The 26068-nt window shown below is 61.9% G+C and carries 20 protein-coding genes; 16 read left to right on the top strand and 4 right to left on the bottom strand.

Translation table 11 applies throughout. The features are described 5' to 3' along the window. Positions 1–20: 20 nt before the first annotated feature. Positions 21–1142, bottom strand: a complete 1122-nt coding sequence (locus SO140_RS05195) for an asparaginase (RefSeq protein WP_449378793.1) — start codon at positions 1140–1142, stop codon at positions 21–23. 284 nt (positions 1143–1426) lie between these two features. Here SO140_RS05195 and SO140_RS05190 point away from each other — a divergent pair, with 284 nt between their 5' ends. The 3 genes from SO140_RS05190 to SO140_RS05180 all read left to right on the top strand — a co-directional run bounded on the left by SO140_RS05190 (position 1427) and on the right by SO140_RS05180 (position 5042). Next, positions 1427–3286: a flavin-containing monooxygenase gene (locus SO140_RS05190; RefSeq protein ID WP_449378792.1), complete on the top strand. Its 1860-nt coding sequence runs from the start codon at positions 1427–1429 to the stop codon at positions 3284–3286. A gap of 5 nt (positions 3287–3291) precedes the next feature. After that, positions 3292–4086, top strand: coding sequence for a shikimate dehydrogenase family protein (locus SO140_RS05185; RefSeq protein ID WP_449378791.1), 795 nt, complete (start codon positions 3292–3294; stop codon positions 4084–4086). A gap of 152 nt (positions 4087–4238) precedes the next feature. Further along, the gene (locus SO140_RS05180) at positions 4239–5042 is read left to right on the top strand and encodes a lytic murein transglycosylase (RefSeq protein WP_449378790.1); all 804 of its coding nucleotides are present in this window, start codon (positions 4239–4241) and stop codon (positions 5040–5042) included. 507 nt (positions 5043–5549) lie between these two features. On the opposite strand, the gene SO140_RS05175 is transcribed toward SO140_RS05180, so the two are convergent. From SO140_RS05175 to SO140_RS05165, 3 genes are all read right to left on the bottom strand, one after another. Further along, the gene (locus SO140_RS05175; protein ID WP_449378789.1) at positions 5550–6023 is read right to left on the bottom strand and encodes a DUF3859 domain-containing protein; all 474 of its coding nucleotides are present in this window, start codon (positions 6021–6023) and stop codon (positions 5550–5552) included. Positions 6024–6108: 85 nt separating this feature from the next. Further along, a complete protein-coding gene (locus tag SO140_RS05170) occupies positions 6109–7704 on the bottom strand; it encodes a M14 family metallopeptidase (RefSeq protein WP_449378788.1) in 1596 nt (531 codons plus the stop codon). Positions 7705–8323: 619 nt separating this feature from the next. Continuing rightward, complete coding sequence (locus SO140_RS05165) at positions 8324–8827, bottom strand: methyltransferase family protein (protein ID WP_449378787.1); 504 nt, start codon at positions 8825–8827, stop codon at positions 8324–8326. A 582-nt stretch (positions 8828–9409) separates the two neighbouring features. Between SO140_RS05165 and SO140_RS05160 the strand changes: the two genes are divergently transcribed. The 13 genes from SO140_RS05160 (at position 9410) to SO140_RS05100 (ending at position 24744) form a co-directional block, all read left to right on the top strand. Next, positions 9410–9691, top strand: a complete 282-nt coding sequence (locus SO140_RS05160; RefSeq protein WP_474797057.1) for a hypothetical protein — start codon at positions 9410–9412, stop codon at positions 9689–9691. Next, on the top strand, positions 9600–10991 hold the full coding sequence (locus SO140_RS05155; RefSeq protein WP_449378786.1) for a condensation domain-containing protein: 1392 nt from the start codon (positions 9600–9602) through the stop codon (positions 10989–10991). Before SO140_RS05160 ends, SO140_RS05155 begins: the two co-directional genes overlap by 92 nt. A 245-nt stretch (positions 10992–11236) precedes the next feature. Further along, positions 11237–12592 (top strand): glycosyltransferase, encoded by a 1356-nt coding sequence (locus tag SO140_RS05150; protein WP_449378785.1) that lies wholly within the window; start codon positions 11237–11239, stop codon positions 12590–12592. A gap of 307 nt (positions 12593–12899) precedes the next feature. Continuing rightward, positions 12900–13919, top strand: coding sequence for a helix-turn-helix domain-containing protein (locus SO140_RS05145; protein WP_474797058.1), 1020 nt, complete (start codon positions 12900–12902; stop codon positions 13917–13919). A 112-nt stretch (positions 13920–14031) separates the two neighbouring features. Then, entirely contained in the window at positions 14032–14757 is a 726-nt protein-coding gene (locus SO140_RS05140) for a response regulator (RefSeq protein WP_449378783.1), read from the top strand. Positions 14758–15064: 307 nt separating this feature from the next. Then, positions 15065–15571 carry a hypothetical protein gene (locus SO140_RS05135; protein WP_449378782.1) on the top strand — a complete coding sequence of 169 codons (507 nt, stop codon included), beginning with the start codon at positions 15065–15067 and terminating at the stop codon, positions 15569–15571. 258 nt (positions 15572–15829) lie between these two features. Next, positions 15830–16732 (top strand): cytochrome-c peroxidase, encoded by a 903-nt coding sequence (locus tag SO140_RS05130; RefSeq protein WP_498542381.1) that lies wholly within the window; start codon positions 15830–15832, stop codon positions 16730–16732. Beyond that, complete coding sequence (locus SO140_RS05125; RefSeq protein ID WP_449384050.1) at positions 16729–19251, top strand: two-component system VirA-like sensor kinase; 2523 nt, start codon at positions 16729–16731, stop codon at positions 19249–19251. The genes SO140_RS05130 and SO140_RS05125 overlap by 4 nt, the downstream gene beginning before the upstream one ends. A gap of 595 nt (positions 19252–19846) precedes the next feature. After that, complete coding sequence (locus SO140_RS05120) at positions 19847–20302, top strand: DUF1127 domain-containing protein (RefSeq protein WP_449384049.1); 456 nt, start codon at positions 19847–19849, stop codon at positions 20300–20302. After that, complete coding sequence (locus tag SO140_RS05115) at positions 20299–21726, top strand: [protein-PII] uridylyltransferase family protein (protein ID WP_449384048.1); 1428 nt, start codon at positions 20299–20301, stop codon at positions 21724–21726. The genes SO140_RS05120 and SO140_RS05115 overlap by 4 nt, the downstream gene beginning before the upstream one ends. Before the next feature lie 102 nt (positions 21727–21828). Beyond that, on the top strand, positions 21829–22770 hold the full coding sequence (locus SO140_RS05110) for a helix-turn-helix domain-containing protein (protein WP_449384047.1): 942 nt from the start codon (positions 21829–21831) through the stop codon (positions 22768–22770). Positions 22771–22907: 137 nt separating this feature from the next. Continuing rightward, complete coding sequence (locus SO140_RS05105) at positions 22908–23621, top strand: SDR family NAD(P)-dependent oxidoreductase (protein ID WP_449384046.1); 714 nt, start codon at positions 22908–22910, stop codon at positions 23619–23621. Between the two features lie 10 nt (positions 23622–23631). Beyond that, positions 23632–24744: an NAD(P)H-dependent flavin oxidoreductase gene (locus SO140_RS05100; RefSeq protein WP_449384045.1), complete on the top strand. Its 1113-nt coding sequence runs from the start codon at positions 23632–23634 to the stop codon at positions 24742–24744. Positions 24745–26068: the final 1324 nt, after the last annotated feature.

The following is a 26068-nucleotide window of genomic DNA, read 5'->3' as shown; positions in this document are numbered from 1 at the left end:
GATCTTGCTCGAACAAAAAACTACCAGGTCGCGGTGAAGGCCTTCTGAAGCTCGGCCGGGGCGGTGACGCCGCTCGCGATCAGGAGCTGGGTGAGGACGCGCGCCTTCTGCGGGTTCAGGTCCTCGGAAACGACAAAGCCGTTCTTGTCGTCGTCGACTTCGACGTTGCGCGTGACGAAGCCGGAGCGGACGCGCGTGGCGCGGACGATGATGATGCCCTTCTTTGCGGCCGCCTCGAGCGCGTCAAGTGCGGACTTCGACGTGTTGCCGTCGCCGACGCCTGCGAGCACGATGCCCTTTGCGCCGTGCGAAATCGCGTCCTCGATCGGAATGGCATCCATGTTGGCATGGGAGTAGATGATCTCGACGCGGGGCAATGGATCGCTTGCCGGCAGCGTATAGGTCGCACGCTTCGCACCCGGCGCCTGCGCCATGAAGCGAACGCCACCGGCGGTGTCGACATAGCCGATCGGCCCGTCGTTGGGCGACATGAACGTCTCGATGCTCGTGGTGTTGGTCTTGGTCACCGAGCGGGCGCTCTGGATCTTGTCGTTCAACACGGCCATGACGCCCCGCCCGCGAGAACGCGGATCGCCGGCGACCTGGAAGGCTTCATAGAGATTGCCAGGACCATCCGCGCTGACCGCCGTGGCCGGACGCATCGAGCCCACGATGACGACCGGCTTGTCGCCCTTGACCACGTTATCAAGGAAAAACGCGGTCTCCTCCAGCGTATCCGTGCCGTGGGTGATGACGACCGCATCGGCCTCGTTCTTGTCGAACGCCTGCTGGATGCGACGGGCTAGCGCAAACCAGACCTTGTCGTTCATGTCCTGCGACCCGATCGACGAAATCTGCTCGGCATTCACGCTCGCGAGCTTGTCGAGGCCCGGGACCGAGGCGACCAGTTGCTCACCGGTGATCTGACCGGATTTGTAGGCGCCTGCTGCGCGTGGATCGGCTTGACCCGCGATGGTCCCGCCGGTTGCGAGCACGAGAATACGCGGCAGATTACCCGAGTCTGCGGCATGTGCCGCCGTATTGATCGTGAACGATGAGGCCGCAAGCGCGATCACTAGAATGGAGAGCATCGCGATCAGGCTCTGGCGGCGGCTTGCTGATGTCAGGGTGTCCTTCGTCATTGAAATGATCTCCCGTCAAGGCTTCGATGCCTGAATGGTCCCGCCGGCGCCGATCATGTTTTCCATCTGGCGACATTTTGTCAATCGATGATTGCCTTCCGGGATCGGTACGCGTCGCGACGAGGGCGGCTGCGGCACATCGGGATACGACAGCACGACATCCTCGAACGGGATCGATGGTCCCTTAGCCGCCCAAAAGCGCGCCCGCGTTGCGCATCCCGGCCTTTGTGGGCTAACTGGCGTGAGTTGTCGGAAGAGCAACGTCCGCCCCGGAGGAAGCATCGATGTCATTGGACAATCACAAGACCGGCACAGCCGGTGCATCCAACATCGACATCGCGACGCTCCGGGCGCGCTATCGCGACGAGCGCGACCGGCGTTTGCACGCCGAGGGCAAGGCGCAATATGTCGAGGTGACCGGCGAATTCGCCCACTATCTCGACGACCCCTGGGCCGAACCCGGCTTTACGCGACAGGCGATCAGCGAGGAGACGGAGGTCGTCGTTGTCGGTGGCGGCTTCGGTGGCCTGTTGTGCGGCGCGCGCTTACGTGAGGCCGGCGTCGACGATTTCCGTATCGTGGAAAAGGCCGCTGATTTCGGTGGCACCTGGTACTGGAATCGCTATCCGGGGGCTGCCTGCGATACCGAAAGCTACATCTATCTGCCGTTGCTGGAAGAGACCGGCTACATGCCGGTGCGCAAATATGCGCGCGCGCCGGAGATCTATGAGCACTCGCGCCGAATCGGCCGTCATTTCGGTCTTTATGAGCGCGCGTTGTTTCAGACCGTCATCTCGCGGATGGAATGGCGGGAGGAGGAGGCCCGCTGGCTGGTCGAGACCGACCGCGGCGACAGGATCCGTGCGCGCTTCGTCATTCTCGCCGGCGGTCCGCTAAGCCGGCCAAAGCTGCCGGGCATTCCCGGCATCGAAATGTTCAAAGGCCACAGTTTTCATACCAGCCGATGGGACTACGCTTACACCGGCGGCACCGCGGAAGGCGGGCTCATGGGACTGGCCGACAAGCGCGTCGGCATCATCGGCACCGGCGCGACCGCCGTGCAATGCGTGCCGCACCTCGGCCGCGCGGCAAAGGAGCTCTACGTCTTCCAGCGCACGCCATCGGCGATCGGCGTGCGCGACGATCGGCCGACGGATGATGCCTGGGCGAAGAGCCTGAAGCCCGGCTGGCAGCGCGAGCGGATGGACAATTTTACCGCTGTCATCTCCGGCGAGCCGTTTGAGGAGGATCTGGTGCAGGACGGCTGGACCGGTCTGCTCGGCGAAATCCTGCTCGCACCGCGTCGTCAGCCGGAGCCGGTGATCTCGCTCGAGCAGGCGCTCAAGGTGATCGAGCAGGCCGACTACCGGAAGATGCAGGAGATCCGCGCCCGCGTCGATGCCGTGGTGAAAAACCCCGCGGCCGCCGAAGCGCTGAAGCCCTGGTACAAGGCGTTTTGCAAGCGGCCGTGCTTCCACGACGAATATCTCGACACCTTCAATCGCCCCAACGTGCATCTGGTCGATACCGAGGGCCACGGCGTCGAGCGGATCACGGAAAACGCCGTCATCGTCGACGGCAAGGCCTTTGAGCTGGACTGCCTGATCTACGCCAGCGGTTTCGAAGTCGGCACCGATTATGCCCGCCGCATGGGGTTTGAACTCTATGGCCGCGGCGGCCTCAGCCTGACTGAGCGCTGGCGCGAAGGCGTGAAGACGATGCACGGCTTTTACAGCCGGGATTTCCCCAACTGCTTCCTGATCATGACGGTGCAGGCCGGCCAGAGCGCCAACTTCCCGCACATCATCGACGAGCAGTCGCGCCACATCGCCTACGTGATCAACCAGGCGCGCAAGCGCGGCGCGAGAACGCTGGAGCCGACGCTCGCCGCCGAAAACGCCTGGGTCGAGGAGGTCGTCAAGGCCGCGATCGGCCGGCAGACCTATCTCGCCGAATGCACACCCGGCTATTACAACAACGAAGGCGTGTTCGATCCGATCGCCGCGCGCAACAGCCAGTATTGGCGCGGGCCGGTGGCGTTCCTGCGGCTGCTCGAGAAGTGGCGCAAGGAGGGCAATCTTGAGGGGCTGGAATTGACCTATGCGACCGCTGCCGAGATCGGCAGCTCTCCGGTGCCGGCTTGAGCGACATGTCACCGACGCTCAGCGGCGCGACGCGGCTCTATGTCATCGTCGGCGATCCCATCGCCCAGGTGCGCTCGCCCGCAGGGCTCACCGCCGCCTTCGCCGCACGTGGTCATGACGGCATCCTCGTCCCCATCCAGGTCGCGCCAGCCGATCTGCCCGATTTCCTCGCGGTGGCGAGGCGGCTGAAGAATCTCGACGGCATCGTCGCAACCATCCCGCATAAGTTCGCTTGCTACCAGGCCAGCGCCAGCGCCACCGACCGCGCGCATTTCCTGCGTACCGTGAACTTGATGCGCCGCCGCGCGGATGGCGCCTGGCATGGCGACATGGTGGACGGGCTCGGCTTCGTCGGTGCGGCGCGTGCGAAGGGGATAGAGCCTGAGGGGATGCGCGCGCTGCTGGTCGGGGCGGGCGGTGCCGGCTCGGCCATTGCACTCGAACTGGTCGAGGCCCGCGTTCGCGAGATCGCCATTCACGATGCGGCGACGGAGCGCCGCGATGTGCTGATCGAGCAGTTGAACAAGCTCGGCAAAGGTCGTGCGTCGGCCGGGTCGATCGATCCCGCCGGCTACGACTTCGTGGCCAACGCCACGCCGGCCGGCATGAGGGAAGGCGACCCGCTGCCGGTCGACGTCGCAAAACTGGCGTCGTCAACCTATTGCGGCTGTGTCATCACCAAGCCGGAGGTCTCGCCCTTCATCGCCGCCGCGCGAAAGATCGGCTGTGTCACGGCGACGGGCGCCGACATGTATCAACAGCACCAGAGCATCATGGTGGACTTTCTGCTCGGCGGATGACCTCGCCAATGTCAAGCGTCGCACCGAGCGTTGTTTGCGCGCGGTGGGGCTTGAGCGATCGGAGCTGGCGTAGGATCATGCCGTGAAGGCAGGCGAATGCCGGCCGTCGGTTGGTTGCGAGCAGGGCGGATGCCCCGAACAGAGGAATGAAAATGAACAGGGGCAGCATCATTGCAACGGCCGCGCTCGGCGCGATCGCACTGTTCGCACAACTCGGGGCAGCCGGCGCCGCGCAGTGTGGCAACGGGCCCGGCGGCTTCGAAGGCTGGAAGCGTGCGTTCGGCGAAGAGGCCCGTGGCAAGGGCATCGGCGCGACCGGCATCGGCGCGTTGATGCAGACCAATTATGCCAGCGCGACCATTGCGGCCGATCGCAGCCAGCACAGTTTTTCGCTCTCCCTCGACCAATTCATGGCCAAGCGCGGTGCCTCGACCATCGTGGCGCGTGGGCGCTCGCTCAAGCAGTCGCAGGCTGCCTTGTTTGCCTCGATCCAGCAGCGCTACGGCGTGCCACCGGGGCCGCTGATCGCAATCTGGGGGATGGAGACGGGCTTCGGCAGCCAGCGCGGCAACCAGAACATGCTGTCCTCGATAGCGACCCTCGCCTATGACTGCCGCCGGCCGGAGTTCTTTACCGACCAGCTCTATGCTGCTCTGAAGCTGATTGATCGTGGCTCGATGTCGCCCGGCCAGCGCGGCTCGATGCATGGCGAGGTCGGCCAGACCCAGTTCATGCCCAAGAACATCCTGGCCTATGGTACCGGCAATCTCGACAATGCCGCCAACGCGTTGAGTTCGACCGCGAATTTCCTAAGGGCGCATGGCTGGCGCGCGGGAGCCGGCTACCAGCCCGGCGAGCCGAACTTTGCGGCGATTGAAGCCTGGAATGCCGCCGGGGTCTACCAGAAGGCGATCGCGCTGATGGGGCGGCAGATCGATGGGGAGGGGGCGCGTTAGGCTTGATCCGGAAAAGTGCGGAGCGGTTTTCCGAAAAGATCATGCCCAAATTGGCGCGCCCCGTCTCAATAGTGCGACGTACGATAGGCGTCGAACGCGTGCGCTGCAAAAACGCCGATGCTGCAGAGGGCGAGGACGGCGGAGATCAGCTCGATCATAGCTCGTCCTCCCGCGTAGGAAGGGCGACGAGGTATTGGCCGCAGGAGTAGTCCCAGATCAGCTCGAGGAAGAATTGCATGGTGGCCGTCCCTGTATGATTTTGACGACCAGCATAGTGGGCGGTCTGTTTCAGGCGTGTTTCGTGGGTTCAGGGAAAGGGTTTCGTCGGAACCGCCAAGGACTCCACAGGCGGTGCGCGCATTCGCACCCGTTAACCACGCTATCACAGGTTGCGCCGTCCGTTGGGGTGTCCAAACCTTGCCGCTCTCCTGCAGGTGCTGGGCACGCCGAAAGTCTGCGAGGAAGTGGGGGCAGGGGCGGCTAGTCGCGTAATGCCATCGCCTGGCATCATGGCGCCGTCAGCGTGAACTCCATCTCTGCGACTTTCTGCTCGCCCACCCAGGTCTGCAGGACCCAGGTGCCGGGAACGGCTTCCCAATCCTCGTCGAGGCTGTAGCCGTGCAGCACGGTGCTGCCGATAGCCCAGCGCTCGGTGACATCGCCGCGCGAGAAGACCTCGCCTGTGCGCGGGCTGCGCACACCGCCGGATGGGAAGATTGTGATGCTCCTGACCGGCACCAGCGCTCCATCCGGTTTGCCGGTGAGGCGATATTCATAGCCGAAGCGAATGCCCTTGCGCGCCGGCACCGTCGTGGTGCTCAACGTGAATTGCCAGGCGACGCGATCGATCGTTCCGCTCGGCGGTCCCGCTGATTTGTCGGCGGCGAGGACCCTGGCCTCGTAGATCCCGAACTGCGGGATGTCGGCGCCCGTGACCGTCGGCACTCCGGCAGAGCCCGCTTGCGAGAAGACTGCGAACACGAGGGCTGCCGTCCCCCAAACATATGTCCGCGCACGCTTCGTGGACGCGCTCGCCGACCGGCGCACCGCGAAGGACCTGAATGCGTTACGGCGCACGATCGAGTCGCGAAATCGACAGGACTTGTCCGTTGGTAGCTGGAATAAACTTGTTGGCGACCAGGCCGGCGTCGCTTTCAGGCTCCAGCAGTGCGACGGCAAGGCCCGATAAGGGCTGATTGAATGGAATGAAGACATCGTTCGGCGTCAACACGATATCGGCCTTCTCCAGCGCATAAGTTCCCTTGATGATCGCTCCGGCACCTGTGTCGTCGCCGCGCACATCTTCCTTCACTCCCGAAGTAACGTCGGTGACCCGATAGTGTTCGCCTGGGACCACCGCAGCATTCGAAACGAGCTGAAAGGTCAGGCCAGCCCGCTTGATCGCGTCGATGGCCTGGGTGTCATCACGGCTGATGAGATAGCCGGCTGGTCGGGGGCGAGTCAGCGCCGGGTCGATCTTCAGCGCCGAGACCCACGTGACCGTAACGGGTTTATCCGCACCGGTCTTGGGGTCGACGAACACCATCTCACGCGATTCGGGATGTCCATGCGCGACGACCACGAGGGGCTTGTCGGACGTGGTCGCCTCGATTGAAGCCTGCTTCGACAACTGCATGAATGCGCCGGGATCCCTGGCCGCGAGTTGCAGGATGGCTTCGGCCGCAACGACATGCGTCTCGACCCGGCGCGCCAGATGCGCGCGCCCGAGCCCCACGCCGCGGGTTTCCAGCAGGAAACTGACGGCATTGCGCAAGCCGGCGACGTTGCGTCCGGTATCCGGTCCGATCCCGCCCATCGCGACGGGTGCGTCGGGACGACTGCCGTCGGTCGTGTGATACCAGTCATGCGTCAGACCATGCGTATCGAAGGCCTGCAAGATCGCCGGAAGGAATAGCTGGGATTCGGCCTTCTCCAGGCTCGGCGGAAGATTGGGGACCGTGGCGTATTGGATCATCGCGTCGATGCGCTGGACGCCGCCGACTTTCTCGATCCAGCGGCCGCCCACGGTGAATTCATGGCAATCCAGCACGAGTTGCGGATGGAATTGGTTGAACAGAGCGCCGATCGTCTGGATTTCCGGGGTTCGCAGCAGCGTATGATCCCGGTTGGGATCCATGCCGTTCGCCAGTCCGCGGACAAACGCTTCAGCGCCATCCGGATTGGCACGCGGGACCATGATGACGTCGATCGCAGCGAGGAGATCGGCGAGATCGCCAGCGCCGAGGCGCTGCGCCAGAACCAGGGCCGCTTCACCGCCGGCAGGTTCATTGCCGTGCTGCTGGCCGATGATGAGAACCACCGGCTTCGCTCCATTGCCTAGCGCGTTCTGATCGCGGGAGAAGAACAGAACGGGGAGCACGCGTCCTTGCTGGGAGCGGGCGCCCATCTCCATCCGCATGGTCGGCGACCTGGCCGCGAGCGCCTCCAGGAAGGCCATCAACTCGCGATGCGAGGTGAAATCCTGCTTTCCGGGCGCAAAGGCCGGCGTGGTGTAGTGCACCTCCGCATCGGGATAGCGCGCGGAGACCTCCGAAGTCTCCTGATAGACGGATGCGGGATTGAATTCCGCACGCGATATGGCGAAGGAGCCCAGAAAGACTGCGGCGGCGAACGTGCCGCGGACATAGCGCCGATAAAGCATTGATCACCCCCAGCGACATCGCAACTCTAAAGCAAATTGCCACAGCGGGGTGCCGGGTTATGCGCGATCCATGAGTAAATTGACGAATTTCGATGGCTGGTGAATTTGGATTCCCAGCCAGACTCCAGGTTCGCGATAATCTATTGATCGATCTTCGCTTTTTGTGGCAGCCGACGGTCTAGGTGAGCTACTTTGGACCACATCGGTGGACCATGCAACCGGCACGCTGCTAAAGCATCCGAAGCGCCGCATTACCGATCACCAGGAGTGTCGGATCGCCATTTGCCAGAGTCGCATCGAACCGGCCGTGGAGCTCGACCCGCCGCTAGAGGAGGGCGCTGTGGCGTCGAAATCGCCGGCCTCGCGTTGGGAGGCCGCGATTGGCCCTCATTCTGTGCCCGGGGCAAAATCCAAGCGCCACGTGTTGAAAGACCTGCCGACGGCGTGGGACCAAACCCTGTGGGAAAAAGGCGGTCGAAATCTGGACCCGTCCCGCGGATGTCGCAGAAGGGCCACTCAGCCAGGCAGTCACGGGGCGAGGCCGCTAGGCGGGCTTGCTACGCTTCGCCGTCTCGCACTGCTTGTTGCAGCCGGCATCGAGCCGCTTGCAGGGATTCCTTCATGCGCCTCGCCATGGCGTCAATCGCGGAATCCAGCGCGGCACATTAGTCCGAAAGCTCTCGTACTCCGTGCCGAATGTTTGCTTGAGCGTCGGTTCTTCGTACATCACCACAAAGAGATGAAAAAACAGCCAGAGTAGCGCGCCGTACCAAAGGAGATGTCCATCACCAAACAAAAGGGCCTGACCAAAAATGACTGCGACGACCGCGATGTAGATCGGATTTCGCACGTAGCGATAAAGGCCAGTCACTACGAGCTTTTGTGTCGGCGCGATCGGGGCGGGCGTCCCAAGCCCCTCCAGCGCAAAACGGGCAAATGAATCCACAAGTCCGGGCACTCCGACGATGATCAATATACCGCCGAGGATGCGGGTTAGATCGACGCCGAAAAAAGCTGGCCGAAATTCCCACTGTGTGACCCACCACGGGACGAAGCCTGCCAGCACCAACGGCGCAATGACGAAGAACAGAGCGGAGCCCAGGACAGCAATTGCTTTCGACATTGCGTACTCCTACGACCCGACAAGAATAGCTCAGCAAATCACTTTCTGCTTCGAGCATTGAACATGGCTCCGCAATTAGCTGTGCCGGCCGTCGAGTTCTCTTCACCTCGCTTCTGATCTTCAGGCTGAGTTCCTGTATGGGGCAAGCTGCGACTTAGCCGGGAGGGCCGTTCTTGGCGCAAAGCGGACCACAGTTGATCACTCCCGATCTTCCTTGTCTGAGCTAGATCAAATTGGCCTATGATGGATTGGATCGAGAGTTGAAGGGTTTCAAATAGTTAGAAGGTGGCGTGTGCACGACGTGTGCACCGGGAGATCAAGAGAAATCTATCGTCAGCAAGTGTGAGCGGTCTCTCATTTAAGTGATGCAGGCCAAGTGATGCAGGCGCTCGGCACTGTCATGGTGCTCGATCGATCCCTCTCAGAGACGGCCTTTCCCTCTCGCGGGCAGATTACGGCTGTAGTCGTTTCGCGCCGCCCGCAACATGCGTTCGTAATCTCACCGTCGGAAGGTGAGCACCTCAAGACACACGTCGGCCGCGTCACAAATGGCGACGCACGCATATTTCGGGAGAGGTGAACATGCGAAACCTAATCAAGACTGTGGCAGTGCTGGCCTTACTCGGCAGTCGCGGGGCCATCGCGCAGACGGTGGGAATTGCGAGATCACCCGCCGGATTCTCCACCGCTGCGACCGCACCCTCGTCACTGACGCAAGACACCCGGTTGATCGGTCGGGCGCCGGTCGGGCACCGCCAACCGCGAGTGCGCGATGTGCCGTCGCAGAGTCCCGGTGAGCTCGAGCGCCTCACTGACGAAGACGCAGCCATCGATCGCAAGCTCATCATCTGCCACGGTTGCTGACGTGGTGACGGCAGGCGGCGAAACGGTCGCGGGCAGCAAACCACTTGGACTGGTGGCGGAGGGACGAGAATCCGTTCCAACCCGCGCGCTCGGGTGCAGCGAGAGATTCTTCCATCTTTACTCGCTTGCCTTTCCCGTGCATTTTTGCCTCGTCGCCGAGATCGACGGAGCGTTGGATTCAGCCCGGCTCGCAGCGGCGCTGGACCAGGTTCGCAGGCGGCATTCCGCGCTCAGAGTCTGCATCGTCGACGATACCGAAACAGGACCAGCCTTCCATCGCGTCGACAATCCAATCGAGCTCCACACGGCTCCGGTCGCGGCAGCTCTAGCCTGGCGCGCCGTCGTGGAAATGGAGCTGAATGTGCCATTCGATGCTGCTCGAGGCCCGCTCATGCGAGCAATGGCCTTGTGGGCACCCGACGGTGCGTCGATCGTCCTGACGTTTCACCATGCGGCAATGGATGCCTTGTCCGCAACGCGTGTCCTCCATGACGTCTTGCGCGCGCTCGCCGGCGAAAGTCTCGGGGTCTTGCCGCCGTGTCCTCCGGTCGAAGAGATGATCGCGGGCTTTGCTCCTGGTCTGACCTTCGTCGGAAAGGACGTCTCACGCGCCGAAACCTCGTCGAAAGCTGGCGCTCAGGCCGCACCGGTCCCCGATAGGTTCATGGCGAATTTGGCGACCATGAAATGGGATAAGGAAGAGACCGCCCGCCTTCTACGATCCTGCAAGGCGAACGGAACGACCGTGCATGGCGCAATCTGTGCGGCTGCCTCACGCCACCTTCCAGCTTCCGACGCCAATGTCATCAGGCTGCACTGTCCTGTCGACCTAGGCAGGATCATGAGAAGCGAAGCCACCGGTTGCGGTGTATTCATTACCGCAGGTATCGTCGAGATTGCCACCTCCGAGCGGAGGTCGCTCTGGCAAGATGCTCGTGACATCGTGGATCGCCTCCGGACGGCGCGCTCACCCGCGGCGGTGGCCGGAATGTTGCAGTGGATCGCAGCCGAGATAGCGCCAACCGCAGGCAAAGAGAGCGTGGCGGCGTTGTTTGCTTCCCTGCCACAAAGCTCCGCAGTCATTTCGAACCTCGGTGTTTTGCCGCTTGCGGTTGAATACGGGACGTTGAAGCTCAAGGCAGTCTGGGGGCCGGCGCTGTTGACCAATCTTCCAGCCGACCGACAAACGATCGGCGTCAGCACGTTTGCCGGCCAGCTCCGTATGGTTCATCAGAGTTACGAGCCGATATCAGGCCTTCTGGAAGCCATCCGTGAGACGCTTCTCACCGCCTGTGGCTAGAGCTGCGGCAGTAATCGGCGGGCCGCCGGCTTCTCGAATATCAAACTCATGCTTTGTTGCTGGCCGTCATGTCGAGCGCGCGGTTGCGCGCCTTCCCAAAGCCATCCCGCATTGCAGCCGTAACCATGTCGAACGTCCTTGAAGTCGCGGGGTAATTGCGAGGCGCCATCCTGTGTCTTGCATGAGCCGCCCCTTCGGACGCCCCGAACAGCGGCTGGGTTTCACCAACGAGAGTGACAGATCACATGAAAATCCTCCTTGCTTCGACTCCCGCCACCGGCCATCTCAATCCGCTGCTTGCGATCGGACGTTTCCTGATCGCCGAAGGCCACGAGGTTGCCTTTCTGTCGGGGAGTGCTCTGCGCAGTCCCATCGAACGCATCGGCGCGAGATTTTACGCATTTCCGGCCGGCGCGGATTTCGACCTGCGTGACTTCGCGACGGTGGCTCCTGAATTGAAGACCATTCCGCCGGGGTTGGAATGGTTCCGCGTCGCCATGGAGCGGGTGTTCGTCGATGCCGTTCCCGGCCAGCACAAGGGCATGCAGCAGCTGCTGCAGGACTTCCCGGCCGAAATCATCGTCGGCGACGACATGATGTTCGGGGTCTTGCCCATGCTGCTCGGACCGCGATCGATGCGGCCGCCGATTGCGCTGTGTGGCACGTCGTTCTTGCATTGGCGTCGCGAGGATGGTGCGCCGAATTTTGCCGGCTTGCCGCCCGCAACCACGCGAGCGCAGCGTGACGACTACGCAGCAGTCTATCGTGAACATGACGAGCACCTTTATCAGCCGGTGGGCGATCGGTTGAACAGATTGCTGCAAGCCATGGGCGTCGGGCCATTGTCGATGCCCATGTTCGATTCGGTTGTCGAACTCGCCGATGCTTATCTGCAGCTCACCGTTCCGAGCTTCGAGTTTCCACGTAACTTTCCGGCCTCGGTACGTTTCGTCGGCAGGCCTCCAATCATTCCGGATCAGGCGCCGCTGCCACCCTGGGCCCATGAGCTCGACGGCTCGCGTAGGGTGGTGCTGGTAACCCAGGGAACGCTGGCCAATCACAATTTCGGCCTGCTGGTTGCGCCGACGCTGGCGGCGCTCGCCGATGAGCCTGACCTGCTCGTCGTTGCCACCGCAGGCGGGCGCCCCGTCGACGCCATCCCGGGTCCAATTCCGGCCAACGCGCGCCTTGCCCAATACCTGCCGTTCGAATGGATACTGCCCAAGGTCGACGCATTCGTTACCAATGGCGGCTACGGCAGCGTCAACCAGGCGATGAGCTTTGGCATTCCGCTTGTCACCGCCGGGTTGACGGAAGACAAGGCGGACGTGAACGCGCGGGTCGCATGGTCCGGCGTAGGGATCGACCTCGCGACCAACGAGCCGACGCCTGCCGCGCTGCGCCACGCCGTGCGAACCGTGCTCGATACCCCGACCTATCGTAGGCAGGCTTCTTCGATGGCCGACGAGTTCAACGGGATCAACACGCGCGCCGAGATTCTTCGGATCATTGGCGAGCTCGTGAATGCGCCGAAACATTCGGCCGCGCGGCAGGCCACGGCGACCGTAGTCACGCGCCGCCGCCGTGTCAGCATCCAGTAGGCATCCAACGTCGGACGGCGACGATGTTACGGCTGTAACACAACATCTCCCAATCGTCGCCGTTTCGCATTTTGCCGGCTTCAGGTCTCCGCGGGCGCGCCCCGCGGATGACCGCGGCCTTTCGGACTGTGAATACCCGACCCACTTGCCCGATGCCTCACGAGACGTTCCCACAGGGAAGCGCAACATATGCGGCATATGGCAAACTGATCACGATTCATCACGTCTCTGAGACCTTATGCGGTTCACTGCAGCAAGATGTTGCCAGAAGCCATAAATACCGCCCTTAACTCGGACGGAGGCAATGATGCTTCAGAGTGACGATCTCGACGGCGCGCCTGTTTTGGATTTCGACGCGTGGCGAGCATTGCTTCGATCGAATTGCGGGCGCGACGTCGAGGTCACGACGCCTAATGCCTTTGCCGGTTTGATTCGTCCCTTCAATGCGTGTGGGCTTGAGGCAACCTCGGTAAAGATCAGGTGGGGGTCCGCCGATCCAGGCTACCCTGATCACCGGGTAGAGCGGAGTTACCGCGATGTTCGCTGCGATGGCGCGGATCATTACCTCTTAATGTTTCAAGTCGCCGGGAGGACGGAAATGAGCCAGATCGATCAGGCGGCGCGACTCGCGGTAGGCGATGTTGCACTGGTCGATGCGGCGCGGCCGGTGACTTATCTCTCGCGCTTCAGCAGCCCAGAGTGGCTGACGCTTCGGCTGCCGCGGAGAGCGCTGCGCTCTCACTTGGGATTCGAGCCGCAAGGGGTCGTTAGCAGGCCGATAACTCGCACCAGCCGTCTGCTCTTCGACCTCATTCGTGACGCGGATATGGAAGCCGCGTCATCGTCCGCCGATCTCTACATGCAGTTCGCCGTCTACGACCTGGTCGGCGCGCTATTTGCGCCGTCGGATCCGCGCCCCTTCTCACGCTCCGCGGACAAGCTGTTCACGCGCATCAGCGGGGCGATGAAGGATGGCCTTGCAGATCCGGATTTCGGCCCCGCCGAGTTGGCCGGTGAAGTTGGAATTTCGCTGCGCTACCTTCAGAAGCTTTTCACCGAGCGCATGACGACATGCAGCGAATTCATCTATTCGCATCGCCTGGACCACGCCGCCTATCTTCTCCATCGCCGGGCGCTAAAGGGCGCTGATCAACCTTTGAGTGAGGTCGCCTACGCCTGCGGCTTCCGCGATTATGCGCATTTTGCGCGGAGATTCCGCAAGCGGTTTGGCTATTCGCCTAGCGCCCACCTGGGAGAGGGCACTGTGCGCGCTGGTACCGCAGAAAGTGCGTTCTGGGCACGCGACGCCCATTTTCGGAGGTCCTAGATAATACGGCTTGATCGCTGTCCGGTTGGGAAGCGGGCGTGAGGGCAGGGATTTGCTGAAGGTTCGAATTGCAGGGGCACAGTCTGACAAGAAAAGTTGAGAGACCAAATTTATGCTTGCCGATGCTGGCCATATCCTTGTTGTTGATGATGATCCTTCGTTGCGGCAATTGGTGATCGGATACCTGGAGGATCACAATATCCCGACGAAGCCCGCTTCAAATCGAACCGAGCTCAATCGCTATCTGACCGGAGCCGAACCCAGCCTGATTATTCTGGATCTGCGGCTAGGCCAGGACGACGGGCTCGACATGTTGCGGGAGATCCGATCTCATTCGGACGTTCCGGTCATCATCACGACTGGCCATCGCCCTGACGAAATCGACCGCATCGTCGGCCTCGAACTCGGTGCAGACGACTACATCATCAAGCCGTTCAGTCTCAGGGAATTGTTGGCCCGCGTCCGTGCGGTCCTGAGGCGGCAGGAGATGGGACGCCTCGCACGCGCTAACAATCCGGAACGGGGCGGATACAGGTTCGACCGTTGGCAACTCGAGCGGCGTGGTCGCAGGCTGCTTGACCCCAAGGGAACGCCGGTTGCGCTGAGCAAGGGCGAGTATGCATTGCTGCTGGCGTTCCTCGAAGCGCCGCAACGTCCGCTGTCGCGTGAGCAGCTATTGCAGTCGACCCGGATGCACGAGGACATCTTTGATCGAAGCATCGATGTTCAGGTGTTGCGTCTACGGCGCAAGCTCGAGATTGATCCGAGTGCACCGCGTGTGATCCAGACCGAGCGGGGGATAGGTTATGTGTTCGCATTACCGGTCGAACCCTTCTGAGCGAGATCGAAATGTGGCAGTGCGGTTACGGTTGTAGCCGAGTTATCGGTGCAGCTGATCATCGCGTAACGGGCAGCCATCAGAGTCTCCGTATTGGTCGACGGAGAATTCAAAGATGAAACACCAGTTCCTTCCATTGACCCCCTCGCTTGATCGCAGGGGCCCCTCTTTGCCGGCGGCATCTGGCTCTTTGCCAACGCCGCGCAATGACGCGCGCAACAGACGCGGCTCCCGACCCGAAGGATCGGGGCAAATTCTGGAACCTTCCGATATCGGAGCTAGATCGCTTCCGGCGACGAGGCCCGCAATGGGCCGAGCCGACGCTATCTGGCGGTCGGTGCTTGGGTTTTTTATCGAAGGATTTGCGCTCTATGGCGCTTCGGTGCATTGGGTTGCAACGACGGCGGTGGCGACGATCGCCAACGAGGTTGATGCTCGGCAGCGACAGATGTCTGCCCGGAACGAACGACGAAAATCTGTTTCGCCTGGCTCGTTTCCTGCGCGCGCCGTGGTCACGTTGGTCAAGCGCGATGGCGCTGCCGATCAAACCGCATTTGAAACCTGGACAACATCCACCAGCGGTGCCTTCGCATCTTCTGCGGGCGAAGTCGACCGATACCGGTTGGTCCATCTTGGTTGGCCGACCATGATCTGGCGCGCCGTCGCCGGCAGATGGGCAAGGTGGCGTCGCGAGCGGGAGATCAAAAAGGCGGTAGCTGCCTTGGCGGAACAGGATGACCGGATGCTGCGGGATATGGGAATTCTCCATCGATCCCGGATTGAACGGATCCTCCGATATGGCCGGGACGACTGACCCTGCCGGAGGCAAGGCGGTGGACGCGGCCTATGCGTTGCAAGGGCCGCGTCCGCGAGCTTCACAACTTCAACATCCACGCGCGCCCGGCGCGAATGAGCCCAAACGTGAGCGGAGTATGATTGCGCTGACCAGATATCGCCAAACCTGCCGCGCAGAAGCGCGTCGCCTCACGTGACCATGCGCGGCAACAAGAGAAGTTCTGCCCATCGTTCGCCCTGGATCGCGATGACCTGTATCCTGATCCTGGGCGGCCTGTTGGTTTCGCCGGCGGCGCAGCAGGCGCTTGTGCAGCCTCCCGAGGCGAACAGCACCTTCTTCGATGAGCCGATCACTCCTGTTCCCAGACTTCCCCAGACCGATCCCTTGAAGGTCAGGCTTGGCGAGCGTCTGTTTAGCGATCCACGGCTGTCTCGCGATAATTCGCGCAGTTGTTCGTCGTGCCACGATCTTGGGACCAACGGCGCAAGCAGGTCGAGCTACGACGCCGGCCTCGACGGCTCGAGCCTTCCGCTCAACACGCCGACCGTGTTCAACGCCGTGCTCAGCTTCCGCTTCGGTTGGGAGGGAAAGATCCGCAACATCGAGTCGGATATCAAATCCTCGCTGGAAAATCCGCAGGTCATGGGCGCCAATATCTCCGATGTCGCGGAAAGGCTGGGCATGGATCCTGGCCTGCGCCGGGAGTTCACGACTGCCTACGGAAGTGAGCCCGACGCTGCGAATGTTGTCGATGCCCTCGCAAGCTTCCAGCGAACCCTGATAACGCCGGGTAGCCGGTTCGACCGTTGGCTGACGGGAGAGGCCGAGGCTCTGTCGGTCCAAGAGCAGGATGGGTATCACCTGTTCAAATCACTGGGTTGCGTTTCCTGTCACCAGGGCGTGAATATCGGCGGAAATCTCTTTCAGCGGCACGGAATTTTCCACCCGCTCGGATCGCCGACGCCGGAAGTTCTGCGCGTACCCAGCCTGCGCAACGTTGCGACCACAGCGCCCTATTTTCATGACGGCAGTGCCGCAACACTCGATGACGCCGTTCGCAAAATGGGCGTGGCGCAGCTGAACTCGACGCTGACGGACGAGCAAGTCAAGGCCATCGTTGCCTATCTGGGAACCTTGACCGGGAAATACCGCGGCGCGCAGGTCGGAGCTGCACCATGAGAATGACGCCTGTCGTGGTCTTCGTGTCATTTTTGCTTCTGTTGCTGACCTGGCTATTGCTGGGCGGGTTGAACTTCAACTCGACGCGCTTTGACCAGCAGCTCGAGGCGCTCGATCATTTCTCCAGGCTCGAGCGCGCCCTGAATCGCGAAGTATTGACGGCACGCGCGGGCTTGTCACGAAACTACGATGAGCTTGCGCGCCTGACCGACGCTTACGATGACTCTGTCCACCAGTTGCGCGATGCCGCCAGCTCAGACGCAGAGGAGGAGGCCGCAATCGACGTTCTGGCCGTAGGCGCGCATCGGCAGCAAGACCTTGTCGAGCAGTTCAAGAGCAGAAATGCACTGCTGCGAAACTCCTTCCTCTATTTTGGTATGTTCAGCGCCCGTCTCGCCGCCTCGGACCGCACGTCGGTCGTCGCTGCTGCCACCACGCTGTCGGCGGCCATGCTGCACCTCACGCTGGACACATCGCCGGCCGCGGCGCGCGACGTCAAGGATCGGTTGGAACAACTGGCACGCTTGCCAGATCCGGGCGACGACGCTGCCTCAATACAGGCTGCGATTGCACATGGCGGCCTGCTGCATGACCTGCTGCCGGCGACCGACGCCGCGCTGAAGGCGTTGATCGCCGCAGCAACCACGCGCGAGCAGGATGCGGTTCGTGCACTGGTTATGAAGCGCCAGCTCGCCGCACGTGCATCGGCGCGTCGGTACCGGGTACTACTCTACGGCACGTCCTTGGCGTTACTTGGTGCGCTGATTTATCTTGGACTGCAATTGCGGGCGCGCGCGATTGCGCTGCACCGGCGTGCCGCGTTTGAGCACGTGATCGCGGGCATATCGATGCGCTTCATCAATGCGCAGCCGCACGGTATCGACGCTGGGATCACGCGGGCTCTCGCCGACATGTCGGAGTGCATCGGTTGCGACCGCGCCTATTTTGTGTCGAGCGGTGCCGCGCCGCGGGAGCACGTCTGGTGTAGGCCGGGCATAAGTTCTCCACCGGACTGGCCGCGACGCGCGATGGCGCTGACGGCCCGGTTTGAGCCGTCCGCCGATGGAATCATCCATGTTCCGCGCGTCGACCGCATGCCGATCGGTGAAAACAAAGAATCCTGTGTGGCCCTGGGCCTGGGCGGATGGGCGTGCGCGACGCGCGTTACCAAGGACGGTGTCGCCGTCGCCCTGGGGTTCGGCGCAATTGATCGAGCCTGTCGTATCACCTCCGCAAGCGAACTCAGCCTGCTCCGGATGGCGCTTGATACGATCGTGTATGCGCTGGAGCGGCATTGCATGGAAAACGAACGCTCGCGGCTGGAGGCGCGCCTGCAGGAGGCCCGTCGCATGGAGACGGTGGGCACCTTCAGCAGTGGTATCGCACACAACTTCAACAATATTTTGGGTGGCATTCTCGGCCATACCGAGATGGCGGAGGAACATCTCGATCCAGATGCAAGATCGCGCCGCAATCTGGATGCCATCCGGCGAGGCGCGGAGCGGGCGCGGGATCTGGTCGACCAGATCCTTACATTCGGACGTCGTCGCGAGGGGAGGCGGGAACCTGTCTGCGTCAAGACATTGGTCGCCGAAGCGAAGTCGCTACTCGCGCCATCGTTGCCTGCCCACATCGAAATCGCGGTGAGCGAAACGTCCGAGACGGCGGTCGTTTCGGCCGAGCCCGCGCAATTGCAGCAGGTCATCCTGAACATCTGCAACAATGCCGCTCAGGCGATGGACAAGCCGGGCGTCATCGAGATTCAAATCGCCACAAGGGAGATGACCGATGCCGCAATGATTGGCCGGATCGCGATCAATCCCGGTCGCTTCGTCGTGGTCTCGATTTCCGACCCGGGGCGCGGTATGGACGAGGCGACATTGCCGCGGATCTTCGAGCCATTCTTCACGACGCGCCTGAACGGCAATGGCTTTGGACTTGCCACTGCGCGCGACATTGTCCTGGAGCACAATGGGGCGCTGCAGGTGCAAAGCGCCCCGGGGGCCGGAACACGATTCGACATCTGGCTTCCATCAGTCCCGTCCCTTGCGCCGATATCTCTTCAGCGTGCGCCCGGCTCGGATGGTCGCGGTGTCGGTGAAGCCGTGCTGGTGCTTGAGGCCGACCGCGAGCGCCTGCTGCGGCACGAGGAAATTCTGGCGGCGCTCGGTTACGAAGGAGTCGGCTTCACCGGGCTGCAGGAAGCCGTGCAGGCTTGCGCGGTGCCCGGGCGCTTCGACGCAGCCCTCGTGTGTCACCAGCCCGGCTCGAGTCTTGCCATCGATTTCGCCACGAAAATGCGTAAGCTTGCGCCCAACCTGCCGATCATCTTGGCGACGAGTTCAGCGCGGGATCTGGAAGCGCCACTGCTAGCTGCTTCCGGCGTCTCCGAAGTGGTTCACCATCCGCTCACCTCTGCGGACCTGGCCGGCGCCTTGTCACGGTGCCTGACGAACTCGGCAGGCGCGCGGCTGCAATCGTGGACCGCACGCGGTAACGTTCGATCTTTCAGGCAATGACAAAACGGGCAACCAAGATTACAACTGTAGTCTTATTTCCCGCGTCGGAGACAATGCCGTAGCGGATCTCCTGCAAATTCTTCGCATCAGCTTGCGGAGAATTTTGAATTGCCAACGTATTCCTTATCACGCCGGCCGTCGCTAGCGGTGCATCGACGCTCCATCCCGTTCGACCGGGCGCCGACAAGCAGGCGATTCATCGCCTCGGTGGGCACCGCCATGCGCCGTACGGCTATTCATTTACTCGCCAGACTGGCGATCGCCGCGACATGCACGAATTCGGCAGCGGCATTTGATGCCATGCACATCTCCCGTGTGACCGTTGCGACTGTCACCGGCACACATTCGCTTGAGCCTGGACGTGTTTCCCTCGCTAGACCGGTCGCAGGTCACGCGCGGTGGTTCTCCAGCGGCCGCCCGCCCTTCCACCGGCTCAATCAAAAGGGGAGACGCCAGATCATGACGCCGAAGACCGAAGAAGTTCGGGCTGATAGCCGCAGCTCATGCGCGCACGAGAGTGCGCGTTGCCGGCCGCCTGTGCGGGAAACAGACGCAAACTGCGTTTCGGTGAGAAAATGATCACGGAGAAAGTGCAATGGAAATGCAATCACGACAATCGCTCTGCGAGATCCACGGCATCAGAACTCAGCCACGGCGTCCGTCGCGATGGGGCACGATCGCGCGCTACGCCATCACCCGGCTCCGTGCGCTCCTGAAAGGAGTCAGGGCGGCTATCGAAGCCGAACTGGCGGCTCATCACGACATCGGAGAAATCGCCCGCATGAGCGATTACATGCTGCGCGATATCGGGATTACCCGAAGCGAAATTGAAGACAGGGTGCGCCGGCCCTGGACGAGTATGGATGACGAACCGGTCCGCCCGAGTGATGCCGGCCAGAACACCCAGGCTTTGCCGGCGGTCAACTCGCCCGGTCTTGTATCGGAAGGTCGGCCGGTACTGCAGGTAGGCGTGCCCACACATCCAGCGGCCAGCGGGCACTCAATGCCTACGAGCGGGAGCGTCGGGAGAAAGTCTATGCGATCGTCATGAGCAATCGTCAGGGTGGGCCAGAACGCGTGATCGACTTCGTTCTGTCGCGGCTTTCGGGATGCGATACCAATCTCGAAGACGCTGCGCCCTTCGAGGAGCGCAAGGCGATCGTCCAGGAATATTCGCACATAGCTGGTTATTCGGCTGATCAGTTGCGCGGGACGTCCCGCATCGCTGCATCGTTGAAGACTTGGAACACGGCCGCAGCTTCAATCAGGTTACTTAAACTAACACGACGAGGAGCAAGCATGACGACAGGAATAGAAGCTCTGGCTGCGTCCCTTGCAATTTCCACGAATTCCAAGGCTGCGATCGGTTCGGATCATGGCGCCCTCACTACCGAAGCGAAGCGATGTTGCGTTGCAGAGTCCTTGGCGAGATCCAGTTTCGATGCGACCTTGATTGCCCCGATACGCCACAGGTCACGCGCGATTGCGAGCGAAAGGGGCGCGGGAAGAGAACCTGATCCGGTGAAGCTCCTTCAGCCGCTTGTGGCGCAGGCGCACGCCATCTTGCGTGAGCGCTTTGAAGCAGGCGGCTCAGTCGAAGACTATCTACGCGACCGGGCGAAGCTTGCCGACAGCACGGTTGTCGGTCTGCTCCACATTGCATCGATATCCACTGGGCTACGTAGTCACAGCATGGTCGCTCCTCTCGGAGCAGTTGCAGTGGGCGGCTACGGACGAACGGAGCTGGCACCGGGCTCCGACCTCGACTTGCTATTTCTTCTCCCTGAAACCAGCCGGGCTTGCGCCGACGGCTGCGCGCCGGCGACGAAGGCCTGCATCAGTGCAGTGGTCGGCAGCCTCTGGGACCTCGGATTCAAGCTGGATCACGCGGTGCGATCGGCCAGCGAGTGCCTTGAGCTTGCACGGAACGATGCCACTGTTCTTTCCGGCTTGCTTGACCGGCGTTTTCTGTGGGGCGGTTTCGGTTTGTTCACTTCCCTCGACACCGCTGTCATGGCCCTCCTGTCCGGACCTGACACAGGACATTGGAGACACACGGTCGGGAGTTCCCTGTTGAGCACGGGTCGTTTGGCATTGTGCAAAATGCAGGGTCTGGAGGAGGAGCCTGATCTTAAACGGAGCCCCGGTGGCCTGCGAGACTTGCAGCGCGCAATCCGGATGAATGCGCGCGGATCGCGCCATTCAAGGTCATTCATCCACCCATCGCTTGTCGATGCGCACCGCTTCTTGTGGTCAGTGCGGTGTCATCTGCATTTGCTCGCCGGTCGGGCTGAAGATCGTCTGAGCTTATCTTTTCAACCCGGCATCACACGCCGGCTCGGATTGGATGCCTCACAGAGATCCGCTGTGCCGCTTCTGATGGACCTCGTTCGTTGGCACAGGCGGAGTGTTCTTGCGGCTATTGGCGGACCAGCCAGCGCTGGCGGCTACGCTGCCTTGATCGCAGTTGCGTGATAGGGGTCGGCGAGAATTGCGGCCCGCCTCGAGGCGAGCCACATTGACCTAATGAGCTGGTGACTACCGAGTGTCAGGCATGTCAACAACGGTAACGTTCGCATGAATCCATATGGTGGTAACGAGGAATCAGCGTCTCGCCCGACCGGGTCAGGCGACTGCAGCTTAAATAAATATGGCGGTGCCGGGCTGCTGACCTCATCCGCTGCGCGTGGTTGGTCGAATCTCGCGGCAGAGCTTCGTAGCCACAGCGGTACGGTCACTTGGAACAAGCCGCAGCCTGATGCCGAGATCTGCGTTGATGTCCGCGGCAGTCGGTCCGTCGTCACGCGAACGCTGGACGGGGTCACCGACTCGACCATCTCCAAACGCGGCACAATCTGGCTCCGGCCGGCCGGCGTGCAGGAGGGCCTGATTGACATGTCCGAGCCGCAGCCGGCGATCCTGCATCTTTACCTTTCGCCTTATCGATTCTCGGGCGACAGTTTGGGTCAAGATTTCGACACCACGGCGATCAGGTCGCTCCGCCACGAGGGCGGATTCCACGATCCGCTGCTGGCCGAGATCGCCTTTGCGATCATGTCCGAACTGGAGCACGAGACTTCCGCGGGCGGGCTGCTCGCCGAAACCCTCGCGCTGAGCTTGATGGCAAGACTCGTCCAGAAGCATGCTGATGGGGCGTCGTCCGGCGTCGTCACCCCAACTGCACGGGAAGGGCTTGAGCCGCGCAGACTTGCGCGAGTGCTTGACTTTATCGAAGCAAATTTGGAGGGCGATCTGACCGTGCCGCGGCTGGCGTCGGTTGCCTGCCTGAGCCAGTTCCATTTCGCGCGTGCCTTCAAGGCCGCCGTCGGTCAATCGCCGCATCGGCATGTCAGCGCAAGGCGCTTGGAGCGCGCCAAGGAACTGCTCTTTGACGCGGACCGGGCCTTGGTCGATATTGCCCTGTCGCTCAGTTTTTCATGTCAGGCCAATTTCACTCGTGCATTCCGGCAAGCCACGGGGCAGACACCGGCGCAATATCGGCGCAGCCTGATATACTGACGCCGGTGTCGATGTTGCGATCTGCGTTCGGTTCACCGCAAGAAATGACAACAACTGAGCAGGCGATGCGAAGCCACATTGCCTCGACAGGGATAATTGTTCGCTCATCCGTACACTGATCGCATGAAGGAGCGAATATGAAATCCGAACGGAAGGTTGCCATCATCACCGGCGCGTCGCGAGGCATTGGCGCGGCATTGCTTAGGGCCTATCGTGATATCGGCTATCACGTCGTTGCCAGCGCTCGTTCGATCGACAAGAGCTGTGATCCGTCGATAGCTGCGGTCGACGGCGATATCGCGAGCGCACAGACCGCCGATCGCATCGTGGGACTTGCCATCGAGCGCTACGGACGGATCGATACGCTCGTCAACAATGCCGGCGTGTTCATTGCAAAGCCGTTTACCGATTATTCCGAAGCGGACTTCGCCGCGATGGTCGGGGTCAATCTCGCGGGGTTCTTCCATCTGACACAGCGGGTGGCGGCGAGAATGCTGCTCGCGGGTTCCGGGCACATCGTCAATATAACGGCTACGATCGCCGTGCAGCCGATGACCTCGCTGGCGGCGGCGCTCGCGGCCCTCACCAAAGGCGGACTCAACGCGATCACCCGCTCGCTGGCGATCGAATACGCAACCCGGAACGTCCGCGTGAACGCCGTCTCGCCGGGGGCGATCGCAACGCCGATGCATGCGCCGGAGGCGCACGGCTTCCTCGCAAGCCTGCAGCCGATGGGCCGTATGGGCGAGCCACAGGAGGTCATCGATGCCGTGATGTATCTGGAGCGAGCGGCCTTTGTCACCGGTGAGATCATGCATGTCGACGGCGGCGCGTCCGCTGGTCGCTGGTAGGAGATGTGTCATGTGGTCCGAGAAACGGATTGTTGAACTGTTTGGAATCGAGCATCCCATCGTGCTGGCGCCGATGGCGGGATTGGGCACGGTCGACCTTGCGGCCGCGGTCTCGAATGCCGGCGGCCTCGGCTCGATCGGCTGCGCTATCATGGCGCCGGAGCTCATTGCGAAGAGCGTCGCGGAGCTCCGACGATCAACGCCGAAGCCGATCAACCTGAATTTCTTCTGCCACGATCCGGCAAAGGCCGACGCCGCTCGCGAGCGTGCCTGGCATGAGAAGCTTTCGTTCTATTATCGCGAACTGGGTATCGAAGCTGCAACGTTGACGCCGCGCCTCGATCTCGCTCCGTTCGGCGACGCGGCGTGCGCCGTGATCGAAGAGGTCAGGCCGGAGGTGGTGAGCTTTCATTTCGGTTTGCCCGAGCCCGGGCTGGTCGATCGGGTCAAGGCAGCGGGCTGCAAGGTGATCTCATCGGCGACGACGGTCGACGAAGCATGCTGGCTCGAAAAGCATGGCGCCGATGCGATCATCGCTCAGGGGTATGAAGCCGGGGGACATCGAGGCATGTTCCTCGAATCTGACCGCAAGCGCGCAGTCGCCTCGCAGGCCGGTACATTCGCCCTCGTGCCACAAGTCGCTGACGCCGTCAGCGTGCCCGTGATCGCTGCCGGCGGGATCGGGGATGGGCGAGGGATCGCGGCGGCGTTCGCGCTCGGAGCCGCCGGCGTGCAGATGGGGACTGCCTTTCTGCTTTGTGCCGAGTCGGCAACGCCCCCGGTCCATCGCGAGGCCCTGCGAAATGCGCGGGTGAACCAGACTGTCGTGACAAACGTGTTCTCCGGGCGGCCGGCCAGGGCTCTTGTCAATCGCCTTATCGCCGAGGTCGGTCCCTGGTCGGACGCGGCGCCGGACTTTCCGCTGCCCATGGGCGAACTGCCGCCGCTGCGTGCTGCGGCTGAGCAGAACCGGAGCACCGACTTCACGCCGCTCTGGTCAGGCCAGGCGGCCGCGCTTGCCCGGGTGATGCCCGCCGAAATGTTGATCGACATCCTTGTGTGGGAAACCGCCAAGTTTGGGTGGGTCTGCGGCGGCCCAGATAGCGTGCACGGGATCGCGTGACTTTGCGCAAAGCTGACGTCCGTCCGCTTTGTTGTATTGTAGGTGGGATCGTCCTCAGAGGACTGCGAAGAATCGGCGAACGAGATGTCAGAGAATGCTGAGAAACGAATGACACTAAACCGGACCGGCGGTCACGGTGCGTGCCTTAGAGGCTCAGGATTTGTGATGGCATCACCCGCGGCGTCCCGGTTAATGGCGCGTCAATCCACTTGGGCGACTGACCCAAGCATCCTTTCCAAAAGTCGGTCTGTCCGCAACGTCGGCATTTGAGAGGGATTGCAATGTCGGGCAAGGTCTCGAAGATCACGGTCTCCGTGTCCAGCCCGGTCGGTACAGCCTGGCCCATGATAGGGCAATGGATCAAAATATCTGGCATATAAAATGCTCATCGAAAACTTTCCCCTGCCGCCGATCCTGTTGCCTGAGTTCCTATGGTTGGCCGGTTGGTGGGGGCAACAACGCCGCCCGCTTGATACAACTACGGGCGGCGTTGCTCAACCGACATCGGCCCGAATCTGTTCAAGGGTTCGGGCCGAAGATACCACGGTATTTCACGGTGCAGGCTAGTTTCGCTGCGCGGTCCAATAGCCCGAGCAGCGCGCGCTTCCCGAATAGCCACTCCACGACCCTCGGCCGGAAGCGCCCGACAGCCTTCCAGAGCCCGAGGCATATTTGTCCTGAACCGTCACCGAAGCGCGAACGGCGCCCGACCGCGCGACGTAGCCTCTGAACCTGACGAGATTCGGATGCGAGACAATTCCATCGTTGATGTTGACTGAGAAGTTGTAGCTTGCATCGCAAGCGCCTCTTTGCGTCACAAAGACAAGGTCCCAGGATCCATCGTAGGCGGAGCGGGCCTCTGCTGCGGACGCAAAGGCGACAAGACAACCCCCGGCTGCCGCATAAGTGAAAATCTTTCTCATCTCTTTCTCCAAAGTTGTCGTCATCCAGCACCAAGCCGATTACCGGAAGCGCGAGACAGAATGCTTGTCCAGAGTTGCTCCAAAAGGTTCGCGCGCGTCGGCGCTCGTTCGCTGGCTCGGTTCATATGTGATGCGAGGGCCGCACCGCCCCAGTCCGTCGCGATGCACGATTGCTCACATCGGCGGCATCATTCCATTCTTTACCGCGCGTGATTTGACGCGCATGCGCTGTCATTGCGAGTAAAGCCGCGCAAATTGCGCCAAATTGCTGCTAACGAGAAGGCGGGCTCAGCGCATTTCGGATCAAGCAAGATCAACGGACGCAGCATTCGGCGGTCTGTCAGCGCGGCGGGTGAAGGGTCGCCGCTACGGCTGAGGGAGCGCGCTCCCAGACCTTGGTA

The sequence above is a fragment of the Bradyrhizobium sp. UFLA05-108 genome (assembly GCF_059803455.1).
This window is presented reverse-complemented; position numbering and strand designations above follow the sequence as displayed.